Source organism: Gluconacetobacter takamatsuzukensis (genome assembly GCF_014174275.1).
Taxonomy (GTDB): domain Bacteria; phylum Pseudomonadota; class Alphaproteobacteria; order Acetobacterales; family Acetobacteraceae; genus Gluconacetobacter; species Gluconacetobacter takamatsuzukensis.
Map to the genome: position 1 here is coordinate 218542 of NZ_JABEQK010000001.1, position 20787 is coordinate 239328.

The 20787-nt window shown below is 59.5% G+C and carries 24 protein-coding genes; 2 read left to right on the forward strand and 22 right to left on the reverse strand.

Translation table 11 applies throughout. The features are described 5' to 3' along the window. Positions 1-47: 47 nt before the first annotated feature. The 6 genes from HLH27_RS00975 to HLH27_RS01000 form a co-directional block, all read right to left on the reverse strand. On the reverse strand, positions 48-578 hold the full coding sequence (locus tag HLH27_RS00975) for a flagellar basal body-associated FliL family protein (protein WP_182947225.1): 531 nt from the start codon (positions 576-578) through the stop codon (positions 48-50). A 317-nt stretch (positions 579-895) separates the two neighbouring features. Continuing rightward, the gene (locus HLH27_RS00980; RefSeq protein ID WP_182947226.1) at positions 896-2302 is read right to left on the reverse strand and encodes a flagellar hook-basal body complex protein; all 1407 of its coding nucleotides are present in this window, start codon (positions 2300-2302) and stop codon (positions 896-898) included. Positions 2303-2605: 303 nt separating this feature from the next. After that, on the reverse strand, positions 2606-3682 hold the full coding sequence (locus tag HLH27_RS00985; protein WP_182947227.1) for an EscU/YscU/HrcU family type III secretion system export apparatus switch protein: 1077 nt from the start codon (positions 3680-3682) through the stop codon (positions 2606-2608). A gap of 86 nt (positions 3683-3768) precedes the next feature. Further along, positions 3769-4581 (reverse strand): flagellar biosynthetic protein FliR, encoded by an 813-nt coding sequence (locus tag HLH27_RS00990; RefSeq protein WP_182947228.1) that lies wholly within the window; start codon positions 4579-4581, stop codon positions 3769-3771. Between the two features lie 34 nt (positions 4582-4615). Continuing rightward, positions 4616-4891: a flagellar biosynthetic protein FliQ gene (locus HLH27_RS00995; protein WP_182947229.1), complete on the reverse strand. Its 276-nt coding sequence runs from the start codon at positions 4889-4891 to the stop codon at positions 4616-4618. 10 nt (positions 4892-4901) lie between these two features. Further along, positions 4902-5243: a flagellar hook-basal body complex protein FliE gene (locus HLH27_RS01000; RefSeq protein WP_182947230.1), complete on the reverse strand. Its 342-nt coding sequence runs from the start codon at positions 5241-5243 to the stop codon at positions 4902-4904. Between the two features lie 337 nt (positions 5244-5580). Between HLH27_RS01000 and HLH27_RS01005 the strand changes: the two genes are divergently transcribed. Beyond that, positions 5581-6234 carry a hypothetical protein gene (locus tag HLH27_RS01005; protein WP_182947231.1) on the forward strand — a complete coding sequence of 218 codons (654 nt, stop codon included), beginning with the start codon at positions 5581-5583 and terminating at the stop codon, positions 6232-6234. A gap of 311 nt (positions 6235-6545) precedes the next feature. On the opposite strand, the gene HLH27_RS01010 is transcribed toward HLH27_RS01005, so the two are convergent. Then, positions 6546-7544, reverse strand: a complete 999-nt coding sequence (locus HLH27_RS01010) for a flagellin N-terminal helical domain-containing protein (protein ID WP_182947232.1) — start codon at positions 7542-7544, stop codon at positions 6546-6548. 301 nt (positions 7545-7845) lie between these two features. Between HLH27_RS01010 and HLH27_RS01015 the strand changes: the two genes are divergently transcribed. Then, positions 7846-8208 carry a flagellar biosynthesis regulator FlaF gene (locus tag HLH27_RS01015; protein ID WP_182947233.1) on the forward strand — a complete coding sequence of 121 codons (363 nt, stop codon included), beginning with the start codon at positions 7846-7848 and terminating at the stop codon, positions 8206-8208. Positions 8209-8516: 308 nt separating this feature from the next. Here the strand turns inward: HLH27_RS01015 and HLH27_RS01020 are convergent, their stop codons facing one another. The 15 genes from HLH27_RS01020 to fliG form a co-directional block, all read right to left on the reverse strand. Then, entirely contained in the window at positions 8517-8903 is a 387-nt protein-coding gene (locus HLH27_RS01020; RefSeq protein WP_182947234.1) for a hypothetical protein, read from the reverse strand. Positions 8904-8931: 28 nt separating this feature from the next. Then, positions 8932-9384 (reverse strand): chemotaxis protein CheD, encoded by a 453-nt coding sequence (locus tag HLH27_RS01025; protein WP_182947235.1) that lies wholly within the window; start codon positions 9382-9384, stop codon positions 8932-8934. A 104-nt stretch (positions 9385-9488) separates the two neighbouring features. Continuing rightward, the gene (locus HLH27_RS01030) at positions 9489-9878 is read right to left on the reverse strand and encodes a response regulator (RefSeq protein ID WP_182947236.1); all 390 of its coding nucleotides are present in this window, start codon (positions 9876-9878) and stop codon (positions 9489-9491) included. A gap of 77 nt (positions 9879-9955) precedes the next feature. Next, positions 9956-10999, reverse strand: coding sequence for a chemotaxis-specific protein-glutamate methyltransferase CheB (locus tag HLH27_RS01035; protein ID WP_182947237.1), 1044 nt, complete (start codon positions 10997-10999; stop codon positions 9956-9958). Between the two features lie 3 nt (positions 11000-11002). After that, positions 11003-11845, reverse strand: coding sequence for a CheR family methyltransferase (locus HLH27_RS01040; RefSeq protein ID WP_182947238.1), 843 nt, complete (start codon positions 11843-11845; stop codon positions 11003-11005). Further along, complete coding sequence (locus tag HLH27_RS01045; RefSeq protein ID WP_182947239.1) at positions 11842-12312, reverse strand: chemotaxis protein CheW; 471 nt, start codon at positions 12310-12312, stop codon at positions 11842-11844. The genes HLH27_RS01040 and HLH27_RS01045 overlap by 4 nt, the downstream gene beginning before the upstream one ends. Positions 12313-12354: 42 nt before the next feature. After that, complete coding sequence (locus HLH27_RS01050) at positions 12355-14604, reverse strand: chemotaxis protein CheA (RefSeq protein WP_246375279.1); 2250 nt, start codon at positions 14602-14604, stop codon at positions 12355-12357. A 27-nt stretch (positions 14605-14631) separates the two neighbouring features. Next, a complete protein-coding gene (locus HLH27_RS01055) occupies positions 14632-15015 on the reverse strand; it encodes a response regulator (protein ID WP_182947241.1) in 384 nt (127 codons plus the stop codon). Continuing rightward, positions 15012-15308, reverse strand: coding sequence for an STAS domain-containing protein (locus HLH27_RS01060; RefSeq protein ID WP_246375281.1), 297 nt, complete (start codon positions 15306-15308; stop codon positions 15012-15014). Before HLH27_RS01060 ends, HLH27_RS01055 begins: the two co-directional genes overlap by 4 nt. Then, complete coding sequence (locus HLH27_RS01065) at positions 15308-16807, reverse strand: methyl-accepting chemotaxis protein (protein ID WP_182947243.1); 1500 nt, start codon at positions 16805-16807, stop codon at positions 15308-15310. Before HLH27_RS01065 ends, HLH27_RS01060 begins: the two co-directional genes overlap by 1 nt. Before the next feature lie 479 nt (positions 16808-17286). Then, positions 17287-17982 (reverse strand): flagellar type III secretion system pore protein FliP, encoded by a 696-nt coding sequence (gene fliP / locus HLH27_RS01070; RefSeq protein WP_182947490.1) that lies wholly within the window; start codon positions 17980-17982, stop codon positions 17287-17289. A 226-nt stretch (positions 17983-18208) separates the two neighbouring features. Further along, complete coding sequence (locus HLH27_RS01075; RefSeq protein WP_246375283.1) at positions 18209-18511, reverse strand: hypothetical protein; 303 nt, start codon at positions 18509-18511, stop codon at positions 18209-18211. A 70-nt stretch (positions 18512-18581) separates the two neighbouring features. Continuing rightward, positions 18582-18956, reverse strand: coding sequence for a flagellar motor switch protein FliN (fliN, locus tag HLH27_RS01080; protein WP_182947245.1), 375 nt, complete (start codon positions 18954-18956; stop codon positions 18582-18584). 17 nt (positions 18957-18973) lie between these two features. Continuing rightward, positions 18974-19747, reverse strand: a complete 774-nt coding sequence (locus tag HLH27_RS01085; protein ID WP_182947246.1) for a FliH/SctL family protein — start codon at positions 19745-19747, stop codon at positions 18974-18976. Continuing rightward, the gene (gene fliG / locus HLH27_RS01090; RefSeq protein ID WP_182947491.1) at positions 19744-20784 is read right to left on the reverse strand and encodes a flagellar motor switch protein FliG; all 1041 of its coding nucleotides are present in this window, start codon (positions 20782-20784) and stop codon (positions 19744-19746) included. The genes HLH27_RS01085 and fliG overlap by 4 nt, the downstream gene beginning before the upstream one ends. Between the last annotated feature and the right edge of the window lie 3 nt (positions 20785-20787).

A 20787-nucleotide genomic window follows, 5' to 3' on the forward strand; every position in this document is an offset into this window, starting at 1 on the left:
ACTCTATATCTATTCTGGTCGATTCGATGTTTTCAGAAATCGCCTCACTACTGGATAAGGAATTCAACCAGATACAGGTTTGTGACTTGCAGGGGCGTCAGCTCCGCCCTCAGGCGGCGCATGATTGCCTCACGCAGACGATAGATCCCGTCGCCCCGGATATCCTGCGGCCGTGTCTCATGCAAGTACGTCTGGAATATATCCTGAACCCGCGGGATCAGGGTTATCAGCGACGCTTCGTCCCGTGCACCCGAGATTTCGACCTTGGCCGTCAGTTTTACATAAACCGGTCGACCATCTCCACTATCAAGATTGGAAATGATCGGCGGGATCGCCAGGACGATCGGGGGATGGAGAGCATGATCCGCCCCATTGAACACGTTCTCTTTCATGTTCTGGAAGCGTTTTCCTTTCTCCACGAAGACGGTCGTTCCTCCGCCTATGAGGAGCAGAGCAGCCAGGCCGCCGACTATGAGCAGTCGCTTCGACTTTCGGCTTTCGGTTCCGGTAGCCATCGACTGCCGTGCTTCCGTCCCCTCGGAAGCCCCCGATTGGCCGCCGGTTGCAGTCTCACTCATATATTGGGGCTCCGGGAAAATTAGATAATCGTTAGGGTGCCAGTCTAGCGACTGGCGCAGACCAGCTCAATGGGGCGTTCGTGGAACGCGCCGCACAATAAGAAAAAAGAAATGCCTGTATAGGTCCAGGGTGCCGATGAGGGTAAAGGGATTGGAAAACAGGGCGACGATTATATGATAATTTCGGAATAAATCCGGTACGGGCTCTGATTTCAGGAAAATATAATTCCGGGACTTTCTTCCGTGATCTGAAAAAGAAAATGCAGGCTTGTGGATGCCACAAGCCTGCATTCGTATCACATAACAACCGGCGATTGTTACTGCTTCATGGCGATTGTCGTCTGGAGCAGCTGATCGGCGGTCGTCACGATCTTGGTGTTGGCCGAATAGGCTTCCTGCGCCACGATCAGGGCGGACAGGTCGCTCGTCAGGTCGGTGGTGGAGGATTCCACCTTGCCAATCGACAAGGTGCCGGTGGCGTTGTCGCCGGACACGCCCACTTCTGCCGTGCCGGACAATGACGTGGACGTATATGCCTGGCCATCGACGGCGTTCAGGCCGTTCACATTGGCGAAGTTCGCCAGTGCCACCTTGCCGACAAGCTGGGTATCGCCATTGTCGAACTGGGCCATGACGGACCCATCGCTTTCGATGGAAATGCCCTCGTAGGTTCCGCTGGTGACGCTGTCGCTGGTCGCCGTTGGGGCCACCGCCGAGGTGCTGCTTGAAGTGGCGATGGTCGTGCCGCTGCTGCTCGTGCTGCCGATCGTGCCCAGCCCGACATTGATGCTTTGCGTGCTGCCGTCCGGATACGTCACCGAGACCGGAATGGTCGCTGTGGCGCCGCTCAGAGTGGATGTAACATTCTGGCCGGTGCTGTCTGTGACGGACGTGATAGCGCCGCTGGCGTTGAAGGTCACAGTGTAAGGACCGGTATAGGTGGTGCCACCGCTGGCGGTGGTGGTGTTGCTTACGGAGAAATTGCCGGCGCTGCTTGTCCCGGTGGCATTCGTGGGTGAGAAGCTGACCTGGGCCGTATAGCCCGTAATCGCGCCCGTAGCATCTGTATTCGTGGTCGGTGCGGTCCAATTGATGTTCAGAATACCTGAATTATCGGCAGGCGCATCTTGATTGTACTGCCCATCATAAACCTGCACTTGCGCGGCCGCTGGCGCTGTGCCGGGGGTCAGTGCGCCGGACGACGTGACGGTGGTGGTCTGGGTGGGACGGAAGGCGACGTTGGCGACGTTCAACTGGGTCAGCGTGGTGCCCAGCGCCCCGGTCTTGGAATCCACCGCATAGCCGTCGAGGTAATAGCCGCTGGTGTTGACCAGGTAGCCGGCCTTGTTCTCGTACACCTCGCCGTTGCGGGTGTAATAGTCCTGGCTGGCGAACTGCGTGGTGCCGGCGGTGGCGGCGCCGGTCGATTTGGAGACGACGAACATGCCGTCGCCGGAAACCGCCATTGCCAGGGCATCGGTGCTGGTGGACGTCGTTCCGGCATTGTCCAGATGCTGGACAGTGACGGCGGAGACGGAATCCGAAATGTCTCCGGAAGAACCGCCACCCGTCAGCGAGCCGGCCACGAAATCCTGAAAGGACGTCGTATCGGCCTTGTAGCCGATGGTCTGGCTATTGGCGATATTATTACTGAGGTTCGTGAACGCGGTTGACTGCGCGTTGATTCCGCTGACAGCCGTGGAAAGGGCATTGAAAACTGACATGTGCCGTCCCTGCCTTGTGCGCGCCGCTGTTTGTTCCGCCCTGCTGTGGCAAGTAGAAAAACCATGATCTGACTATGTAACATGCCTGATACATCAAGATACTTTTGATGGGACAGAATGTTGGTCAGTGATTTTACGGATATGGAATGGCGGCCGAAACATTCCCCGCGCGACACCTGTGCCTAACTGCGGTTCTGAGTAGCATGGATGACGTGAAATGCAAGGCCTTCATGCGCCTGCCGGGCCCTGCGCCCGGGAAAAAATCGTCGGTTTGCCTTGTCCGGCGCCCGCTGTCGGGGATGGTCAGCGACCGGCTCGGGAACCCGGTGTTTTGAGTTTGATGACATAGGCGATGATGGCGGCGACGGGTTGAAAATATTCCGGCGGGATTTCTGAATCGAGCGGCAATGTATAGAGGCCGCGCGCGAGAGGGGCATTCGATACGATCGGCACTTTCGCCTTTTCGGCTTCCTCGCGAATGCGCGCCGCCAGTTCGTCCACACCCTTGGCGACGATGGTCGGAGCTTTGTCGGCACTGCTTTCGTAGACCAGTGCCACCGCATAGTGGGTCGGGTTGGTGATAATGACCGTCGATTGCCTGACGGCGTGCATCATGCGCTGGCGCGCGCGCTGCATGCGGATCTGTCTCTGCTTGGCCTTGACCTTGGGATCACCGTCGTCCTGCTTGGCCTCGTCCTTGATGTCCTGATGACTCATGCGCAGCTTCTGCACCCGGTGGAAGCGTGTCCACAATTCGTCGAGCGTTGCGATCACGAGCTGTACGGCCAGGATCGTCAGCGTCGCATAGATGAACCATGAGATGAGTTCCGATGTCAGGCGGGGAACAGTCCAGCGTTCGGCTTCCGGCGCCACCCGCAGCGTTCCCTTGGCGACGCCATAGAGTATGGATCCGAAGACGATGAATTTGGTCAGGCTTTTGAGCAGTTCGATCAGATTGGTGACGCCGAACAGACGTCTGATACCGGAAAGGGGGGACAGGCGCGTGATATCTGGCACGAGGGCCTGGGGACGAAACAGGAAGCTGGTTTGCAGCATGCTGAAGACAATGACGACCGCGCCGCCGACGGTGATCAGGGGGAGCATCAGCATGATGCCTTCGCGCATGGCCTGGCGAAGCATCTGTCCGAGAAGGGCGCCGTCTGGCGGAATACTGTCGAAATGCTCCATCAGGCCGCGCATATGATGGAGAAAGGAGCTTCCGGACGTGGCGCTGGTCGTGGAAAAGACAAGAATGAACACGCTCAGGACCGCAAGCATCTGCGATTCCCGGGATTGGGCGACATTGCCTTCCTCTCGCGCTTTCTGCAGCCTCTTCCCGGTGGGGGCTTGCGACCGGTCGTCGCTTCCTTCATCGGCCATATCGGGTTCATTCCTGGAGCTTCATCCGAGCGGACGCGTTATCCGATTGGATGCGTATTCTTTCAACTGCTGCCCTGGCGGAGCCCTTAGTGCGGGCGTGCCGCCATGTTGGTTCCTGGCAGGGCGACCAGCAGGTCGTTCATTCTTTCCTGCCAGACGCCGGTCAGGACCTGAAGCAGCATGGCCAGGAGAAGAATACCGCCTAGAAGCTGGGCGGGCATGGCGATGCCATAGACCTGGATGGAGGGCATCAGCCGGTTCAGAACACCCAGCATGGCAGGCCACAAGGTGCCGATCAGGATAAAGGGTGCTGCCAGCTGAAGCGCCAGAGCGAATGTCTGCCCCGTTGTCGTCATGACGCTTCTGGCCATGTCGCCGATCATGGGCATGTGGCCCGGCGGGAACAAAGCGTAAGATCCGATCAGGGCGGTCAGGGGCAGGACATAGAGTCCAGTAGACAGAAAAATGACCGGAATCAGGGATGACGCCATGTGGCTGAGGGCCGTGCTGGACGATCCCAGTTCCGGATCCGGCTGCAGGACGCTCGCCATGCCTGTGAAAACAGCAATGATTTCCATCGCGATTGCCATGGCCAGGGTCATGAGGCGGGCCAGATAGCCGATGAAGGCGCCACATAGCAGTTCGCTGGCGATGATGGCCAGCATGATGAAGGGATGATGGATCGCGGGGCCCGAGACGGATGCCAGGCGCTCCTGGACCAACGGCAGGACCGTGAATGTGGTCACCATGGCAATTCCGGCCCGAACGGTCATGGGGGAGGTGGTTTCGCCAAGGCCAGGCGCCGTCATGACCATGGCACTGACCCGGCAGAGGGTGACAAGGAACATGGCGGCCAGCACGGGAATGGAGCCGCCGGGGAAGGACGGATCTCCGTTCATCCCGGCAGGGCGGCCGCCCGCGTGAAAGGCGCCCTCATGAACCGCCGACCATGATGATCTGATCGAAAATGGTCTGGGCGTAAGTGTGCAGGGTCGAATACATGAACGAGCCGGTCAGCATCAGCGCAGCCGCAGCGGCCATGAATTTCGGCACGAAGGACAATGTCGCTTCGTTCACCTGGGTCACGGCCTGGAACAGGGAAACCAGAATACCGGCGCACAAGGATGCAAGAAGGGAGGGAGCCCCCATCTTGACGGCCACGATCATGGTCTGGCGCAGGATTTCGTGGATATCGACCGTATGCTGCACGCCTTCGGGCCTAGATCGACATCTTCATGACGTCCTGATAGGCCTGCACGAGGCGGTCCCGGACCGTTGTGACGGATTGCAGCGTCAGCTTCGCTTCTTCCACCGATGTTGCGATGTCCGTCAGGCTGCCTTTGCCAGACAGGCCCTCGGCGGTCTGGGCTTCGGCCGTCTTGCCCGACTTGATCGCGTTCTTGAGCGCGCTGTCCAGCACATCGCTGAAGCTGGAGACGGCGTCGGAGGTCGGTGATGTCTCGTTGTCGCCCTGGAGATCGGCTCCGGCCTGTAGGGTCTTCTGCGTTTGCGCGTAGGCATTGACTGCATCGAGACTGCGTGTGGTGATGTCGCTGATCATCTGTTCGTGCCGCGCCCTTGTTGATCCCGTGCCCGATGGCTCCGGCGGCCATAGTCTGTCGAGTGCGTAGTCTAGTCTCGTCATGACGACAAGCCCAGTGGCTTTCGCTTCGGGTGGAATATTATGATTCTGTTAAAAGAGCACGGCTCTCCTTATATATGTGGGCATGCGTGGCGGAGCGCGACAGCCTTTCGGGCTGGAATCCGTGTCCCGGCGCTGTGCGTCTGGCATGGATCATGGTAGAGGGTGTTCGTACGCTCCAGTAATCATGGTCGCGTCAGGCCGGTCGCTCCTCGGCGAGAGGGTATGGCCGCATAGCGAATACACGGAGTATGGCGTGGATGATCACTATAGAATCGATATGCGGCGCGTATTGAACGCGGCGGCCCGGCGGAAGCTGGCCTATGGAACGATGATGGTCGCCGCATTGAGCGCGCATGACTGTCGGGGTGCCGCAGCGAGGAACAATGCTGCGACCGCGCATATGGGAGAAGACGGGCTGCGCTGTCCGTCGGGGGCTGTGCATATCGCGGAGATCCAGGCGATCATGCGGCAGAACGGTGTCGCGGATCCTAATCTGCCGGTCGGAGAGGCTTCGGTGGAGGTCTGCGCCACGGATGCGACCAAATTCGCCGATGTCGTGACGCGCGGCGCGCCGGATGATGTCGACCCTGCCGGTACCGGTGCGGGCGGCGGTCCTGTCGGGCAAAAGAATGGGGTGGATGGTACGATCCAGATTCGCGGGCGCACTGCGCAGATGGATGCGAATATCTATCTTCCCCTGACCGACGCGGATAACACGCAATGTGCATCCCGTTCGGACGACGGGCAGCAGGGCGGCGGCCCCTGCAAGCCGCATGGATTCGTGACGAGCTTCGCCGGCACCTGGGTCTTTACGCCGGGGACATGGGCGACCTTTCAGGCTGGAACCGGTCCTTCCGGCAATCCGATTGTTCTGGCCGTCAGGATCCAGAACGGCCCAGTGCAGTAAGGGGCCGTTTGCGAAGTTCTCGCGCCGGCGTGTCCTCAGCATGTTTCCCGCGCTTCGTGGCGGGCGGCCGACAAGGCTGATCCGCTCCGAGGGTCCAAATACCGGCTGGGCGTGATGCTGCGCGGTGTCTGCGTGCGACGGGCCGACTCTATCAAACCGTCTCCAGGATTTTCCGGCGGCGCGGCCTGAAGGGTTGCGGTGCGTTCCTCGCGCCGTACTTGGTAAGTCGTTCGATTCTGTTGGCCATAAAAAATGCCCCCCGGCCCAAGCCGGGGGGCATTCCTCGCATTACGCCGCGGGCGTAAGAGCGATTACTGGAACAGCGACAGGATCTGCTGCGACTGCGCGTTGGCGATCGACAGCGCCTTGATGCCCAGCTGCTGCTTGGTCTGCAGCGAGGTCAGACGCGCGCTGGCGGCCGACATGTCGGCGTCGGTCAGGGCGCCGATACCGTTGGTCAGGTTGTCCGAAATGGTCGAACCGTAGCTGATGGCGGTGCTGATGACGTTGGTGTTCGCGCCGAGGGTCGAGGTGACGACCGTCATCGCCTTGATCGCGGCCTGAACCTGCTGGATCATCATCGCGTACTGGGTGCTGCCCATGCTGGCGAAAGCCGAACCAATTACGCCGCCCGAGCTTTCGAACACGTTGCTGGTCACGGTGCTGCCGGCCGAATAGCCGGTCGTCAGGCCCAGGGCGTCCGTCAGGACGCTGCCGGAAGCGCCAGAGATGGTGGCGCTGACGCCGCTGCCGTCGGTCACCGTCAGGTTGGCGGCAATGGAGCCCGAACCCGAGGAGGCATTGAAGCCGCTGATCGTCGTCTGGGCGCCCTGCAGGCTGGTCAGGTAGGACAGGCTGTTGGAGCTGATTTCCAGCCCATCCGTCGTGCCGCTGGCCAGCAGGTTGATGCCGTTGAACGTGGCGCCCTGGGCGATGGTGTTGATTTCGGCCAGGTAGGCGGTGATCTCCGTGCCGATCTGGTCCTGGGCGGCCTGGCTGCCCTGGTTCTGGCCCAGGCGGGTCACGGCGGTCTGAACGTCGTTCAGCACGCTCAGGATGCTGTTGGCGGCCGTGGTCGTCGAGCTGACGATCTGGGAAACGAAGCTCAGGCCGTCGTTCACGGCGCTCTGGCCGGCAACGTTGCCCTGCATCTGCTGCGCGATACCGAAGGCGGCGGCGTCGTCGGCGGCAGTGGAAACCTTCAGGCCGGTGGAGACCTGGTTCTGCGTCGTGTTCAGCTGGGTCTGGGTTGCGTTCAGCGTCTCGATCGCGATTTTCGCGGCGCTGTTGGTATTGATGGAAAGGCTCACGATAAATTCTCCGTCCTGGCTATCCTGGGCGTGCTCCAGGTGAAGGCCAGAAGACCGGGAAATGGCTAAGAGAAAGTTACCAGCTTCACATGACGGGCGATTTTCGCGCGCTGTCCGGTAGGGAGAGAGACGAAGACCGGAAGGCGGTACCCGCCCGCGAAACGGTTCGCCAAATTCCGCGATTGCCATGCGGGGTTTGGATTTGCCGTCCCTGATTTCCTGTCCTGGACGGGGATGGTCTTGGGGCGTGGCTTGAGGTACATTGCGTGGCGTCAAACGTGACGAATAGTGGACGGTGTTGATGATGTTTCACCCGGCAATCAGGGCTTACCAGAGCGTGACGGCAACCTCCATGTCGGACCGGGAAACGGAGGCTGTCTGCTTCCGCATGCTCGTCGAGGAACTGGAGGCGGCGTCCGTTGATGCCGATAGCGCCGCGCGCGAGCGGGTGTTGGCGAAGCATCAACGTTTCTGGTCGATGATCATGAAGGCGAATACGCTGGATAATGGTCACGCGACCGAGGATGAGCGGAAGCTCTTCATCCGGCTGGCCGACCAGGCACAGAGATATGGTATCCAGGCCATTCTGGACCCCAAACTGACGCTGATGCCCTTGATCGAGATCGCGGAAAATGTCCTGGCCGGGCTGGAAACCGTTCCCTGAGGCAACTGACAGACTGCCTTCCAGTCTTTGTCGGCCTTGACCCACCAGATCTGCGGAGCGGAATGACAGGAGAGAAGGGCAGGCCGCCGGTCATGTACGGTAGAGCTGGGGCCGGCTTCTTCCGTTTTTTTATTGAACATGCGATTCGGATCGATTTGGACCGATGAAGAAACGCGATTATTGAAGGCCGTGAATTGCGGTGCGGAGTGTGCGCAACGCAGGACGTCCGTTCATCAATGGTGGGACGAGCAATTCACCAACCGGTGGGACCGGAGCAGCGTCAGAACATCCGGGCATCCGATTCGTCGTCAGAACAGATCGATTTCTCCAGCAGCCACGGAAACGTCTGGTGCATGTTCGCCCTTTAGAACCTGCACGACTTCTCCCAATGTGACGCCGTCATACACATGCGTCAGGCTGACGCTGTCCGATACGCCGGTCGGAGAAAGAGACATCAGGTTTCTGAGCACCCTGGCCACGGACGCAACCGTCTGCGTCGCCACATCCAGCTTCTGGAGGCGACGCATCTCGGCATCGGTCAGCGGAAAGTCCCGGACACATTCTTCGACAGCCTGCTGGGCGATCATCAATTCATCGCCTGCCATGTCCAGAATCTCTGTCGCTTTCACGATGGTGTCCTGTACCGTGATTGCCGGAGACGGCGATCCTTGCGTGGTGGCGGAATGCATGTCCATCGCTCTGTCTTTCTCCACGCCCTGACGATCAGAATAGTTCGACGCTGGAACTGGCCTCTCGGGCCCATGCCCGTTCGGCTTCGGCCTCGCGCCGGCTGTAGGCTTCTTCCTGACGACCGATGGACTGGCCATCCTGTATCAGGTTCTGTTGTGCCTTTCCGGTCGCCGGCCAGAATCTTACCCGTCTGGCCTGCGTGCCGCCAAGACTTTGCGCAATGCAGGGGATGCTTTCATCCGCAAGATATTGCATAACAAAAAGACTGTTTTCTTGTCCAATACGTCCTAAAGTCGGAACGATCGCAGCACCGCCGAACGCCTTGCAGCGCAGACGGTCGCGTTTTCCTCCGGCTTTCAGAATGCCGTTGATAAGCTTTTCCATGGCATTGACGCCGAAACGCATAGCAGTGCTGTCATGGCTCTCGCCACCGCCAGGCAGCAGGAAATGATTCATGCCGCCCACCTGGCCCACGGGATCGAACATGCATACCGAGATGCATGAGCCCAGAAGGGTGACAAGAAAAGTAGATGGGTCGTCGGAAACGACGACTTCTCCTTGTACAACTGTCGTGGCTGCCTGCAGGTGTGTCACGTTATAGGCCCAAACACCTTTTCGAGAACTTCCCGAAGTTTTGCGACGGTGTAGGGCTTGGCAAGGAAATTGTTGACTCCCGCCTTGATCGCTTCCTGAACGAGATCCCGGCTGGCTTCGCTGGTCAGGATAATGAAGGCGACCTTCTGGGTTTTCGGATTGCTGCGCACGGCGCGCAGCAGAGCCAGTCCATCCATTACCGGCATATTGAAGTCGGAAATGACGAGATGTGTCGGGTTTAGCGCAAGATATTCGACGGCTTCCTTGCCGTCTTTTCTCTGCGCGACATTCGTGAAACCAAGTTGCGCCATATTATTGGCCAGAATCTGCCGAATGGAAGACTGGTCATCAACAATAAGGGCCCTGATCTGTGAAGCCGCGGGCATTGTTTTCTCCTCTTTCAGGTCCGTCTTGACGTCTCAGTAGCAGTCACTAGGGGGGCGTATGTCGATATATCGGGTCGTCAGCGTATTTGGGCGTTCATGGCGGCAGTACTGATCTGATTAAGAGGGACGATTTGAGAGGTCGCCCCGATCTCGGCGGCAACACGGGGCATTCCATAGACGACGGAAGAGGCCTTGTCTTGCGCAATTGTCCAGGCTCCGGCCCGGTGCATTGCAAGAAGCCCTTCCGCGCCGTCCTGTCCCATTCCGGTCAGGATAATACCCAAGGCATTTTTGCCGACTTCCTCGGCAACTGAATCGAACAGGACGTCGACCGACGGACAGTGGCCATTGACCGGACTGGCTTTCATGAGCCGGGTCGAATACTGGCCGTCACGCCGTTCGATAACCAGGTGTCGGTCCCCGCCGGGCGCGATTCTGACATCTCCGGGCTGCAGAGCTTCGCCGTTGCGGGCTTCGCTGATGGAAAGCGCGGTAATCTTCTGATCGAGCCTGTTGGCGAAACTCGCGGTGAACAGGGCCGGCATATGCTGGCAAATGACGATCGGAGGACTGTGCGGCGGAAAACCGGCCAGCACCTGTTCCAAGGCTTCTACCCCGCCGGTCGACGAGCCGATGGCGACCAGCTTGAAATCATGCGCCCAATGTTTCTGAGGCTGGGCCGCGCAGGCGTTGCGCTCGGCAGGTTGGAGCTTTGCCACGGGATCGGAATGGGCTGCCTGTCGCACAAGATTGACCAGCCCGGCGAACGCGTCGGTGCCGGCGATGACGGAGGTCGGCTTCGGAAAGCAATCGAACGCACCCATCTGCAGGGCGGTGATCGCGATATCGGCCCCGCGCGCCGTCAGGCTGGATACCATGATGACGGGTATCGGACGCAGCCGCATGATCTTGTCGAGAAACTGCAGGCCGTTCATGTTCGGCATTTCGACATCAAGCGTAATGACGTCCGGCTGATCCTTGATGATCAGGTCGCGGGCTTCGATCGGATTTGCCGCTTCACCACAGATGACGATATCGGAATGCTGCGCAAAAGACCGACGAATGAGCGCCCTTACCGTTCGTGAATCGTCAACTACGAGAACCTTAACTGGCTTTCCCACGCGTCAAAGACCTTTTCTGTAAATCGTCGGGGCAACCTGTATCAGACCGCACTGGTTTGCGCACGACACGCGCTCGGAATGACCGACATAGAGAAAACCATCAGGTTCGAGCTTTTCCGCGAGGCGCTGCCACAGCCGCTCGCGCGTGTCGTCATCGAAATAGATGACGACGTTCCGGCAGAAGATAGCCGTGAACGATCCCCGGATCGGCCATGATGCGTTGAGATTGAGGGCCCGGAAGGCGGGCAGTCGGCGGATGGGACCGTTAAAACGGTAATCGCCGTCCCCCGAAGGCTCCATGAACTGCGATTTCTTGCCGCTGGGAATGCCTTCGGTTTCTTCGGCAGAATAGACGCCTTCGGCTGCCTGTGCCACGACGTCGGTATTGATATCGGTCGCAAGAATACGCAGATCGTGCGACGTCGCATCGGGAAACGCCGTCATGACCGACATGGCGATGCTCCAGGGTTCTTGGCCCGTGGAACAGGCTGCCGACCACAATCGGCCTCGCTTTCCGGTCCGGACCTTTGCAGCAAGCTGGGGCATCACGACCGTTTCGAGATGTTCGAAATGGTTCTTTTCCCGGAAGAAGCTTGTGACGTTCGTGGTCAGGGCGCAGATTAGCTTCTGCATTTCACTCTGGCCGGCCGGAGTCGTCACGAAGTCCAGATAGGCGTGGAACGAGGCGTGATTCAGTTCGCGCAGCCGGCGCGAAACGCGCGAATAGACCAGTGCTTTCTTCGTTATCGGAAGATGGATTCCGGCCTGCTCGCGCGCGATCTGCTGCACTCTCTGGAAATCGGCATCCGTGTAATCGGCTTCACCGACCGGCATCAGGTCGTTCATTCGGAAACCGTGTCCCCCACCAACTGACCTACGACGGTTTCCAGGCGCAGGATGCCGATCATCCGGTCACCGACCAGGACCAGGCCGCCAAGACAACTGCCCTCTTCGGAAACGGCCTGCACGTCATTCATGTTGATGTCGGCCATGTCGATGACGCGATCGACCAGAAGGCCGCACACGACACCTTCCTTGGATTCGACAATCACCACGACGCGGCGCGGGTTGTCGGTCTGCGGCGGTACGTTCAGATAGATCGCCAGATCGATCACCGTCAGAATGATGCCGCGCAGATTGATGGCGCCACAGACATAGGGGGGCGCGAAGGGCAGCGTCGTCGTCTTCTCGAAGCCCCGAATTTCGCGAACGCTCAGGATAGGAATGCAGTATTCCTGCACGCCTATCGCGAACACGATCATCTTGACGATCATGTCGTCGGCGACTTCTGCAACCGCGGTTTGTTCCGTCATATCCGTTTCCCTGCTTAAATACCGATGATCCGTATGGTCTGCCTATGCTGCCAGTCCGGCGCGGATATTGGCTGATTTGGTGTCGATCTGGCCGATGGCGGACGCGACCAGTGCCGAGACGTCAAGGATCAGGGAAACACTGCCGTCACCAAGGATGGTCGCCGCGGAGACGCCGAAGATCGGTCGGTAGTTACTCTCCATGCTTTTGATGACGACCTGTGTCTGGTCGCGGATCTCGTCAACCACCAGGGCGGCCCGGGCGCCGGCTTCGTTTTCGACGACCAGAATGACCGCGTTGTGGAACGATTCCGGCGACGAGGCACTGGAGAGCTTCAGTGCCGTTGCCAGGGGGATCAGCGGCATGCAGTCGCCGCGGATGGACACCACGTTGCTGCCGTCGGGCAGGGCATAGATATCCCTCTGATTGACGATCATGGTTTCGATAACCGCCGAGATCGGCAGAACCATGGTGGAGCCAGCAGCAGCGATCAGCATGCCGTCCAGAATGGCGAGCGTCAGAGGCAGGCTGAAACCGAATGTCGTGCCTTTGCCTGGTACGCTGCTGATGGTAATGCGGCCGCCGAGACTCTGAATGGCCTGCTTGACCACATCCATGCCGACGCCGCGCCCGGACAGGTTGGACACCGTCGCCGCTGTCGAGAACCCGGGCATGAAGATCAGATTATAGACCTCCTCGTCGGTCAGGGAGGCATCCGGCGGTATGATCCCCCGTTTGACCGCCGTATCAAAGACGCGCTGGCGATTGATACCCGCGCCGTCATCCTTGATGGTGATCAGAATGCGCCCCGACCGGTGTTCGGCGGACAGAACGATATGCCCCTCCGCCGGCTTGCCGGCGGCGATACGCGCTTCTTCGCTCTCGATTCCATGATCGACAGCGTTGCGCAGCATGTGGGTCAGCGGATCGGTCAATTTCTCGACCAGCGTCCGATCGACCTCGGTGTCTTCGCCTTCCAGCAGGAGGACGATGTTCTTGTTGGTCATGGAGGATGCTTCGCGCACCACGCGCTGCATGCGCTGGAACACACTGCGCACCGGTTGCGCGCGCACCGCCATGACGGCGTCCTGAATGTCGCGCGTCAGGGACTGCATGCTGCTGATGCTCTGGACCAGCTCATGCTGACCGGATGCATCGGTCCGCCGGGACAGGGATTCGATCGCTGCCTGGGCGATCACCAGTTCGCCGACCAGATCCATCAGATTGTCGATGCGATGCAGATCGACGCGAATCGATGCCTGTTCGGGTTTGCGGGCTGCTGCATGGACCCCTCCCGCTGCGGGTTGGGCTGCCGCCGCGATCGACGGCACGAGGGGGGTAGCGGAGGCCAGCGGCGCGACGGCATCGTCGTGGAGATGAGGCTCCGCCAGATCCATTTCCGTGAGCGAATCTGTCGTTTCCGGCTCGGCCTGGTCGAGCGGGTGCTCAAGGGCCGAATCGGCAGGCGTCGTGTCGTCCGCCTCGTCACGCGTGAGCGTGAAATCGCAGGTATCGCTGACCCAGTCGAAGACGGCGTTGGCGCTGTCTTCCGAGGCGTCGGCAGGCAGGACCACGCGCCAGGACAGATAGGATTTGCCGGGAATCAGATCGGCGAGGGGAGGCAGGGCCGAGCGATCGCAGGTGACCTCGATCTGGCCGCCGGCTTCCGTCGCGATATCCGTGAGACCGATCAGGATATTCCGGGCATCGTCGCCGCGTTCGTACAAAGCATCATGCGGACGGAACGTGACGATGAGGGCGGCCGGAGCAAGTGCGGCAAGCTCCCCGAAGTCCAGATCGACCGGGACAGGCTCGAAATCCGCGGAAATCGGCTCGAAATCCATCGGGATCGGGGTGAAATCCTGCGGAATGGCGGCTTCGGTTGCGGCCAACGCCGAAGAGGCGGCGCTCTGGTCTCCGCTGTCGCTGATGGCAGCCAGTTCGGCCTGGCTTTCCGCGACGCGGGCCGGATCTACCGTGTTGCCGCCACGGGCTTCGCTGACGAGGTCACTCAGGACATCCATCGCCTTGAGGAATGTCTTGACGACTTCAGGCGTTGGCGCAAAGCGTTCCGAACGCAGGCCGTCCAGCGAGTTTTCGAACACGTGGGAGAAGCGAACAAGGTTCTCGAGCCCGAACGATGCGGCTCCACCCTTGATCGAATGCACGGCGCGAAAGACGGCATTTACGGTTTCATGTTCGGATTCGCCATCCGACAGAGCTGAAAGTCCGCGTTCCAGTTCCTGCAGTTGCTCGTCACATTCCTGGAAGAAGATCTGCAGGATGTCGTCCATATCGGAACTCATGCCGTCCCCGCTTTTTCAGGCTGTTACTCGGCGGATTGCCGCAATCAGGCTGTCGGAGCTGAATGGCTTGATGATCCATCCTGTCGCGCCGGCGGCCCGGGCCTTGGCCTTTTTCTCGGGATCGCTTTCCGTCGTCAGCACAATGACCGGCAGATGTTTGAACTGGCTCATTTTGCGGACGGTTTCGATCACACCAAAACCATCCATGCGCGGCATGTTGATGTCGGTGATGATGACTTTAGGCGGAGGATCGGCACTTTCGAGGACTTCGATCCCCTCGACGCCGTCGGCCCCCTGGATGACGTCATACCCTGCTTCTTCCAACGCCTTACGCAGCATTCCTTGCATGGTTCGGGAGTCGTCAATGGTCAAGACACGCAAATTTTGTTTTTCCGTCATGCTGAGAGCTCGCTGGAGGAAGGGGTGGGTTCCGACAGGAATTCACTGACCCCGAAGAGGGCGAACGCTTCCCTGACTTTCTCTGACGGCGCGGTCAAGGGGCGACCGTTGGCCAGAAGAACCTGAAGGCACAGGCCGCCGACATAAGTGACCTCGGAAGCGTCAAGATCGGCGTTCTGGGCTTCAGCCTGTTCGATCAGGCCCTTGAGCACATCGACCGCCGCTGAATCCAGACGGTCGGGCAATGTCACACGGGCAGCTGGGGCGGGAGCCGTCTCGGTGTCAGTGGACATCAGAAATCTTCCCATCCCTGATCGGACGACGTCGTCAGCAACGGCGTGGAAGCCGTGCGGGCCTTCGGTGTCTGAGGCGTCTTTACGACAGGCCGTTCAGCGGGGAGCGTAATCATGCTTTCGTCAAATGTATGGTTTCCGCGATCTTCATTGATTTTGAAGCGGCTCAGGGTCTGGGTCAACGTTCTGGTCTCGGCCGTCAGATTATGGCTGGCGGCCGTCGTTTCTTCGACCATCGCCGCGTTTTGCTGCGTGACCTGATCCATGTCGCCGATGCTGCTCGTCACTTCAGACAGGCGCTGAGCCTGTTCGCGCGTGGACACCGAGATTTCCTCGACGCGAGTCGCGATATTTTTCGTGCTGCCGGCGAATTCGCCCAGATAGCGTCCGGTCTGCTGCACGAGATCGACCCCCTTGTCGACCTGTTCCGCCGAGACTGAAATCAGACGCTTGATTTCATTGGCCGATTTCGCGGATTTTTCTGCGAGGGAGCGGACTTCCTGCGCCACGACAGCGAAGCCGCGGCCCGCGTCGCCGGCACGCGCTGCCTCGACGCCGGCATTCAGTGCCAGGACGTTGGTCTGGAAAGCGATGCCGTCGATGACCGATATGATCTCGCCGATCGCGTCCGACGATTTCTTGATGCCGTCCATTGCCTGCGTCGTCTGGGTCATGACGTCGGTGGCCGACTTGACCTTGTCGAGGGACTGCTTGGCGTCCGAACTGGCCTCCGAGCAGGCCTTGGCCGTGCGCTGGACACCGTCGGTAATGGTGCGTACGGACGCGGCCGCCTGGCCGAGATTGGCTGCCTGCTTTTCCGTCCGCTTCGCCAGATCGTCGGATGCGGTCGAAATTTCGGTGGCACCTGTCGCGATCAGTTCCGAATTGCTGGCCAGGGCACGCATGGCATCGTTCAGGCGGGCTGCCGAGTTGTTGAAGGCGTCGCGAAGGGGGGAAAACTCGCCGTTGAAAATATCGCTCGTGATTCTGGTCCGCAGATCGCCGTGCGCCATATCCGCCAGGGCCGCACCCAGTTCGTCGATGGCGGCATGGGTCTGCTGGTCGCGTGTCTGGCTGCGCTGGAGGGATTGCTGGATTTCTCCCGCCATGGAGGTCAGGCGGCTCTGCGCCTCTTTCTGTTCCTCGACCCGGCGTGCGAATTGGACCATCACGCGGGCCATGCGGCCGACGCAATCCTCGTTTTCAAGAAAGGGCACATTGCTGGGAAGTTCGCCCTTGCTCAGTTTCTCACCCAGTTCGGTCAGCGTCTCGAGCGGCATTGTGACCACGCGCGACAGCATGAACCAGATCATCTGAACAACGAATGCGCCAAAGCCAAGAGCGCACATATTCAGGATGAACATGTGCTGGATCGGCTCATGTATGAAGTAGCCGGCAGTCTCAATAATGATCTGGAGCAGAAGATATGCTTCCAGAGCCAACATTACCGTTCTGATCTTGCTTCGGAACGGTGCGTCCCGATACAGCCAATTCAACATGCTGACCTAACTTTCCTTACACACTTGGCGGAGTACCGTCACGATCGGAGTTGCGCGTGCATACGGCCCGGCTTCGAATGGCGCACCGGATACCAATGGCTCTTTCACAGCGTACCCCTAGCATATGCCAAGGATAATGGGCTGACGCCTGTTCTCCAAGACCCCTTAGGTACCTTGTAAAGAGATGTTTTTATTTGAGTGGTGATTTCGCGGGCGCGCAAGAGGAATGTTGGGGCGCCGGCCTGCGCATCGCCGTGTGGTGTCTGCGCCCTTCGAAAATTCATATTACTTTCCAGCTGTTGACGCTGCGCTTCCTGCCTCGTGGAAGCGGGTACGCTCCGGTCGTGAAAAGAAAGCGGAAGGTATTATTTCCTCGCGGCCAAAGGGCTATGGGACAAATTTATTAATGAGTCGTTAAATTTTAGCTTAATGACGAAGTAAAATCCGTATTCATTTTATTCTGATACCCTGCGGCCTGGTCAGCCGCCAAAGCTTCGGACCAGGCCGCCCGAAACCATCTGCCAGCCATCGACCATGACGAAGAAGATCAGCTTGAACGGCAGGGAAATCGTAGCCGGCGGCAACATCATCATGCCCAGGCTCATCAGCACGCTGGATGTAACGATATCGATGACCAGGAATGGCAAATACAGGAGGAACCCCATCTCGAACCCGCGACTGAGCTCCCCGATCATGAAGGCTGGCATCAGTACGCGCCATGGGGTTTCGGAGGGGGTTTTCGGCGGCGGGAGGTTCGCCAGATGCAGGAATGTCGTGACGTCGGCTGGGCGCGCATTGGCCAGCATGAAGGTGCGGAAGGGTTCGGCCGCCGCTTTCAGGCCGTCCATCTCGCTGACATTGCCCTCCATCATCGGAACGATTCCGTGATTCCACGATTGCTCGAGAACCGGCTGCATGACGAAGAAGGTCAGGAATAGCGCCAGGCCGATGATGACCGTATTGGGTGGCGTGCCCTGCGCGCCGATCGCGCCGCGCAGAAGGGATAGAACGATGATGATGCGGGTGAACGCGGTGACCATCACCAGCAGGCTGGGAGCCAGGGACAGGAGCGTGATGAGGGCCGTCAACTGCACGAGTCGACTGGTCGTTCCCGTATCGCCGAATCCCTTGCCGAGATCGAGCGTCAGGGATTGAGCCAGCGCGGGATCGGGCATGACAGCCAGCACCGTGAAGGCCAGAATGGCTGTGACCAGGGCCCCTGAACCGAGGATGCGGTTCGCGAGCAATCGGGCTGTCAAGGCGTCACGCTCCCTTTGTTCGTCTCGATCGAATCTTTGCACGGCATTCCGGTTCTGCTCGGTGCGGTGCATGCGACGGGACAATCCTGTTGTTTTTGCCCGATTGTCGAAACGCTCGCGCGGCTGCTGACATGACACATGATCAGTCGGTCTGCAGTTTCCCGGAGGACGGAGATGACGGAAAACCGTCTTCCGCGTCCGTCCACCCCAGAAACACATCCGTGCTTCCACCGGTCAGGATCAAGCCTGTTTTCCTACCATATCGTATGACGCTGAGGCGTCGGCGCTGGTCGATGGACAGACTCTCGACAAGGACCAGGTCACGGGTTCGGCGCCCTTTCATCAGATAGGGCTCGAGGAATTTCAGGCCGTGGCGGCTGAGCAGAATCAAGGCGACCACCACCACGAGAGACGCGGCGACGGTCAGCCATGTCGTCAGGAACATTCCCGTGCCAAGTCCCAGTGATCCCGGTTGGGACGCGGTCGGAAAGCTTGGCCCTGACATTTCGTCTTCTTCAGCTGGACGAGCCGGGCGAGGACGAAAGGATTTCCGTCATCGTGACGCCGATATGGTTGTCATCGACGACGACGACTTCTCCGCGGGCGATCAGGCGATTGTTCGCATAAATATCGACAGCTTCGCCGAGCTTCTTGTTCAGCTCGACAACCGCGCCGCGCCCCAGTCGGAGCAACTGGCTGACCGGCATCGTCGCCGTGCCGATCACGGCCGTGATCTTGACCGGAATGTCATAGACCGCTTCCATCTGATTGGTGCCGATACTGGCCTGACCCTTGTCGGCCTGTTCCGGCGTGTCGGATGGGGCGGAGGCGGCGGGCGCCGAGGTCGTCGCGAAATCCTCCAGCCCGATAGGTCCATTGTCCGAGTTCATGATTCTCTCTGCCTAGTCTATGTTCTTTGCTGGCACTCATTCGCGCGCTGTTCGGCCAAAGCCGTGACGGCGGCGACGATCTTTTCGACGATTGATTTTCGCCATTGTTCCGGGGAGATGACAATGGCATTCGTCTCCGAAAGGACGCTGATAATGGCGGGCTCCGTGTCCGGTATGGTTTCCAGTTGGACGCGGCTGTCTTCGCTGACCATGGCGCGCAGGGAATGCGCGTCGGACTCCCGGCAACGGACGGTCACTTCGCCTTCGCATTCAGTGACGAATTGTCTGGCGTCCGCCACGAGGTTGTGCTCCAGACCCGCCAAGATCGTATCGTCCAAGGCGGTCAGGTGGTGGATGACCTCTACAACGCTCTTTGTAAAGCTATCGGCGGCATCCTTCACGAGTTGAGACCGCTTGGCATTTTCGGCCTCGAAGGCTGCTGATAGAGCGGAAAACTGGGAGGCGAACAAGGCCTGCAACGCCTCCTCCTTTTCCTTGGCTCCTTTTTCCTGGCCTTCGTGAAAGGCGGTCTCGCGCATGGCGGCGATCTCGTCGCGATGGATCGTGACGAGATCGGGATCGGGTTCGGGCTCGGCGGAACGGGACGCGTCTGGACCGTTCTTCGCGCCCGCTTTCCCTGCGATTTCGGCGGAAATGCCGAAATCCTCCAATTCGACCAGTTTGCAAAGGCTTCTGGGGTTCGTCGGACGGACGTCGACGATGCCCGCACGACGAGGAAATATCGTCGCGGCCCCAATGCTGGACGAAGAGGGAGGAGTGGGGTTGGTCACGGGATGATTTCGTCGCCGCCGGCGCTGTCGGTCAGGTCAATCTCGCCGGCATTTGCCATGTTCTTGATGGTCGCGACGATTTCGGCCTGTGCCGTTTCCACGTCCTTGACGCGGACCGGCCCCAACGACGAGATTTCTTCCAGGAGGATGCTGCCGGCACGCTTCGTCATGCATTGCAGGAAGAGCTTGCGTTCGGTATCGGACGCGCCTTTGAGGGCCAACGGCAGCTTTTCGCGGTCGATCTGATTGACGATTCGCATAAGCGATTCGCGGGGAAGGCGCTTGATGTCTTCGAAGGTGAACATCAGCGACTTCACCTTCTCCATATCGTCGTGGTTGCGCTTGTCCATCGACTCCATCAAGCGGCTTTCCGTCTTGCGGTCGAAATTATTGAACACTTCCGCCAGCAATTCGTAGCTGTCCCGTCTGGCCGATCGGCCGAGGGTGGAGATGAATTCCGAACGCAAGGTCGCTTCGACGCTGTCGAGCACGTCGCGCTGCACCGTTTCCATGTGCAGGATGCGCATCATGACGTCGGTCGCATAGTCCTCCGGCAACAATGCCAGCACCCGCGCGGCGTGGGCCGGTTGGAGGCGGCTGAGAATGACGGCGGCAGTCTGCGGATATTCGCTGCGCAGGTAATTGGCCAAGATGGTTTCCTGAACGTTCCCCAGCTTGTCCCACATCGTCCGTCCGGCCGGGCCACGGATTTCGTCCATGATCTTCTCGACCTGATCCGGGGGCAGCGCGCGGCGCAGAAATTCCTCGGTGGTCTCGTATGTTCCGACCAGGCCTTCCGGAGATTCGAAATTTCTCGAAAATTCCTCGCAGACGCTCTCGACGGCCTCGGCTCTCACGAGACCGAGTGTGGACATGGAGATCGAAATGTCACGAATTTCGTCCTCATGCAGCAGGCGCAGGATCTTCGCCGCCTTGTCACGGCCGAGTGCCAGCATGAGCACCGCGGCTTTCTGCTTGCCGGTCAGGGCGACGGCAGGGGCGCCGAACGGATCGTCACTCTTTGCGGAGGTTTCCATTGC

Excerpts from the sequence above, each read along its gene's own strand:
- HLH27_RS01065 (WP_182947243.1), bottom strand. The coding sequence starts at position 16,807 with ATGTTGAATTGGCTGTATCGGGACGCACCGTTCCGAAGCAAGATCAGA.
- HLH27_RS00985 (WP_182947227.1), bottom strand. The coding sequence starts at position 3,682 with ATGGCCGATGAAGGAAGCGACGACCGGTCGCAAGCCCCCACCGGGAAG.
- fliG (WP_182947491.1), bottom strand. The coding sequence starts at position 20,784 with ATGGAAACCTCCGCAAAGAGTGACGATCCGTTCGGCGCCCCTGCCGTC.
- HLH27_RS01000 (WP_182947230.1), bottom strand. The coding sequence starts at position 5,243 with ATGATCAGCGACATCACCACACGCAGTCTCGATGCAGTCAATGCCTAC.
- HLH27_RS01055 (WP_182947241.1), bottom strand. The coding sequence starts at position 15,015 with ATGACGGAAAAACAAAATTTGCGTGTCTTGACCATTGACGACTCCCGA.
- HLH27_RS01040 (WP_182947238.1), bottom strand. The coding sequence starts at position 11,845 with ATGAACGACCTGATGCCGGTCGGTGAAGCCGATTACACGGATGCCGAT.
- HLH27_RS01015 (WP_182947233.1), top strand. The coding sequence starts at position 7,846 with ATGATGTTTCACCCGGCAATCAGGGCTTACCAGAGCGTGACGGCAACC.
- HLH27_RS01050 (WP_246375279.1), bottom strand. The coding sequence starts at position 14,604 with ATGGACGACATCCTGCAGATCTTCTTCCAGGAATGTGACGAGCAACTG.
- HLH27_RS00980 (WP_182947226.1), bottom strand. The coding sequence starts at position 2,302 with ATGTCAGTTTTCAATGCCCTTTCCACGGCTGTCAGCGGAATCAACGCG.
- HLH27_RS01025 (WP_182947235.1), bottom strand. The coding sequence starts at position 9,384 with ATGTTCGATCCCGTGGGCCAGGTGGGCGGCATGAATCATTTCCTGCTG.
- HLH27_RS01075 (WP_246375283.1), bottom strand. The coding sequence starts at position 18,511 with ATGTTCCTGACGACATGGCTGACCGTCGCCGCGTCTCTCGTGGTGGTG.
- HLH27_RS01045 (WP_182947239.1), bottom strand. The coding sequence starts at position 12,312 with ATGACGGAACAAACCGCGGTTGCAGAAGTCGCCGACGACATGATCGTC.
- HLH27_RS01020 (WP_182947234.1), bottom strand. The coding sequence starts at position 8,903 with ATGGACATGCATTCCGCCACCACGCAAGGATCGCCGTCTCCGGCAATC.
- HLH27_RS00975 (WP_182947225.1), bottom strand. The coding sequence starts at position 578 with ATGAGTGAGACTGCAACCGGCGGCCAATCGGGGGCTTCCGAGGGGACG.
- fliP (WP_182947490.1), bottom strand. The coding sequence starts at position 17,982 with ATGCCCGATCCCGCGCTGGCTCAATCCCTGACGCTCGATCTCGGCAAG.
- HLH27_RS00990 (WP_182947228.1), bottom strand. The coding sequence starts at position 4,581 with ATGAACGGAGATCCGTCCTTCCCCGGCGGCTCCATTCCCGTGCTGGCC.
- fliN (WP_182947245.1), bottom strand. The coding sequence starts at position 18,956 with ATGAACTCGGACAATGGACCTATCGGGCTGGAGGATTTCGCGACGACC.
- HLH27_RS01030 (WP_182947236.1), bottom strand. The coding sequence starts at position 9,878 with ATGCCCGCGGCTTCACAGATCAGGGCCCTTATTGTTGATGACCAGTCT.
- HLH27_RS01060 (WP_246375281.1), bottom strand. The coding sequence starts at position 15,308 with ATGTCCACTGACACCGAGACGGCTCCCGCCCCAGCTGCCCGTGTGACA.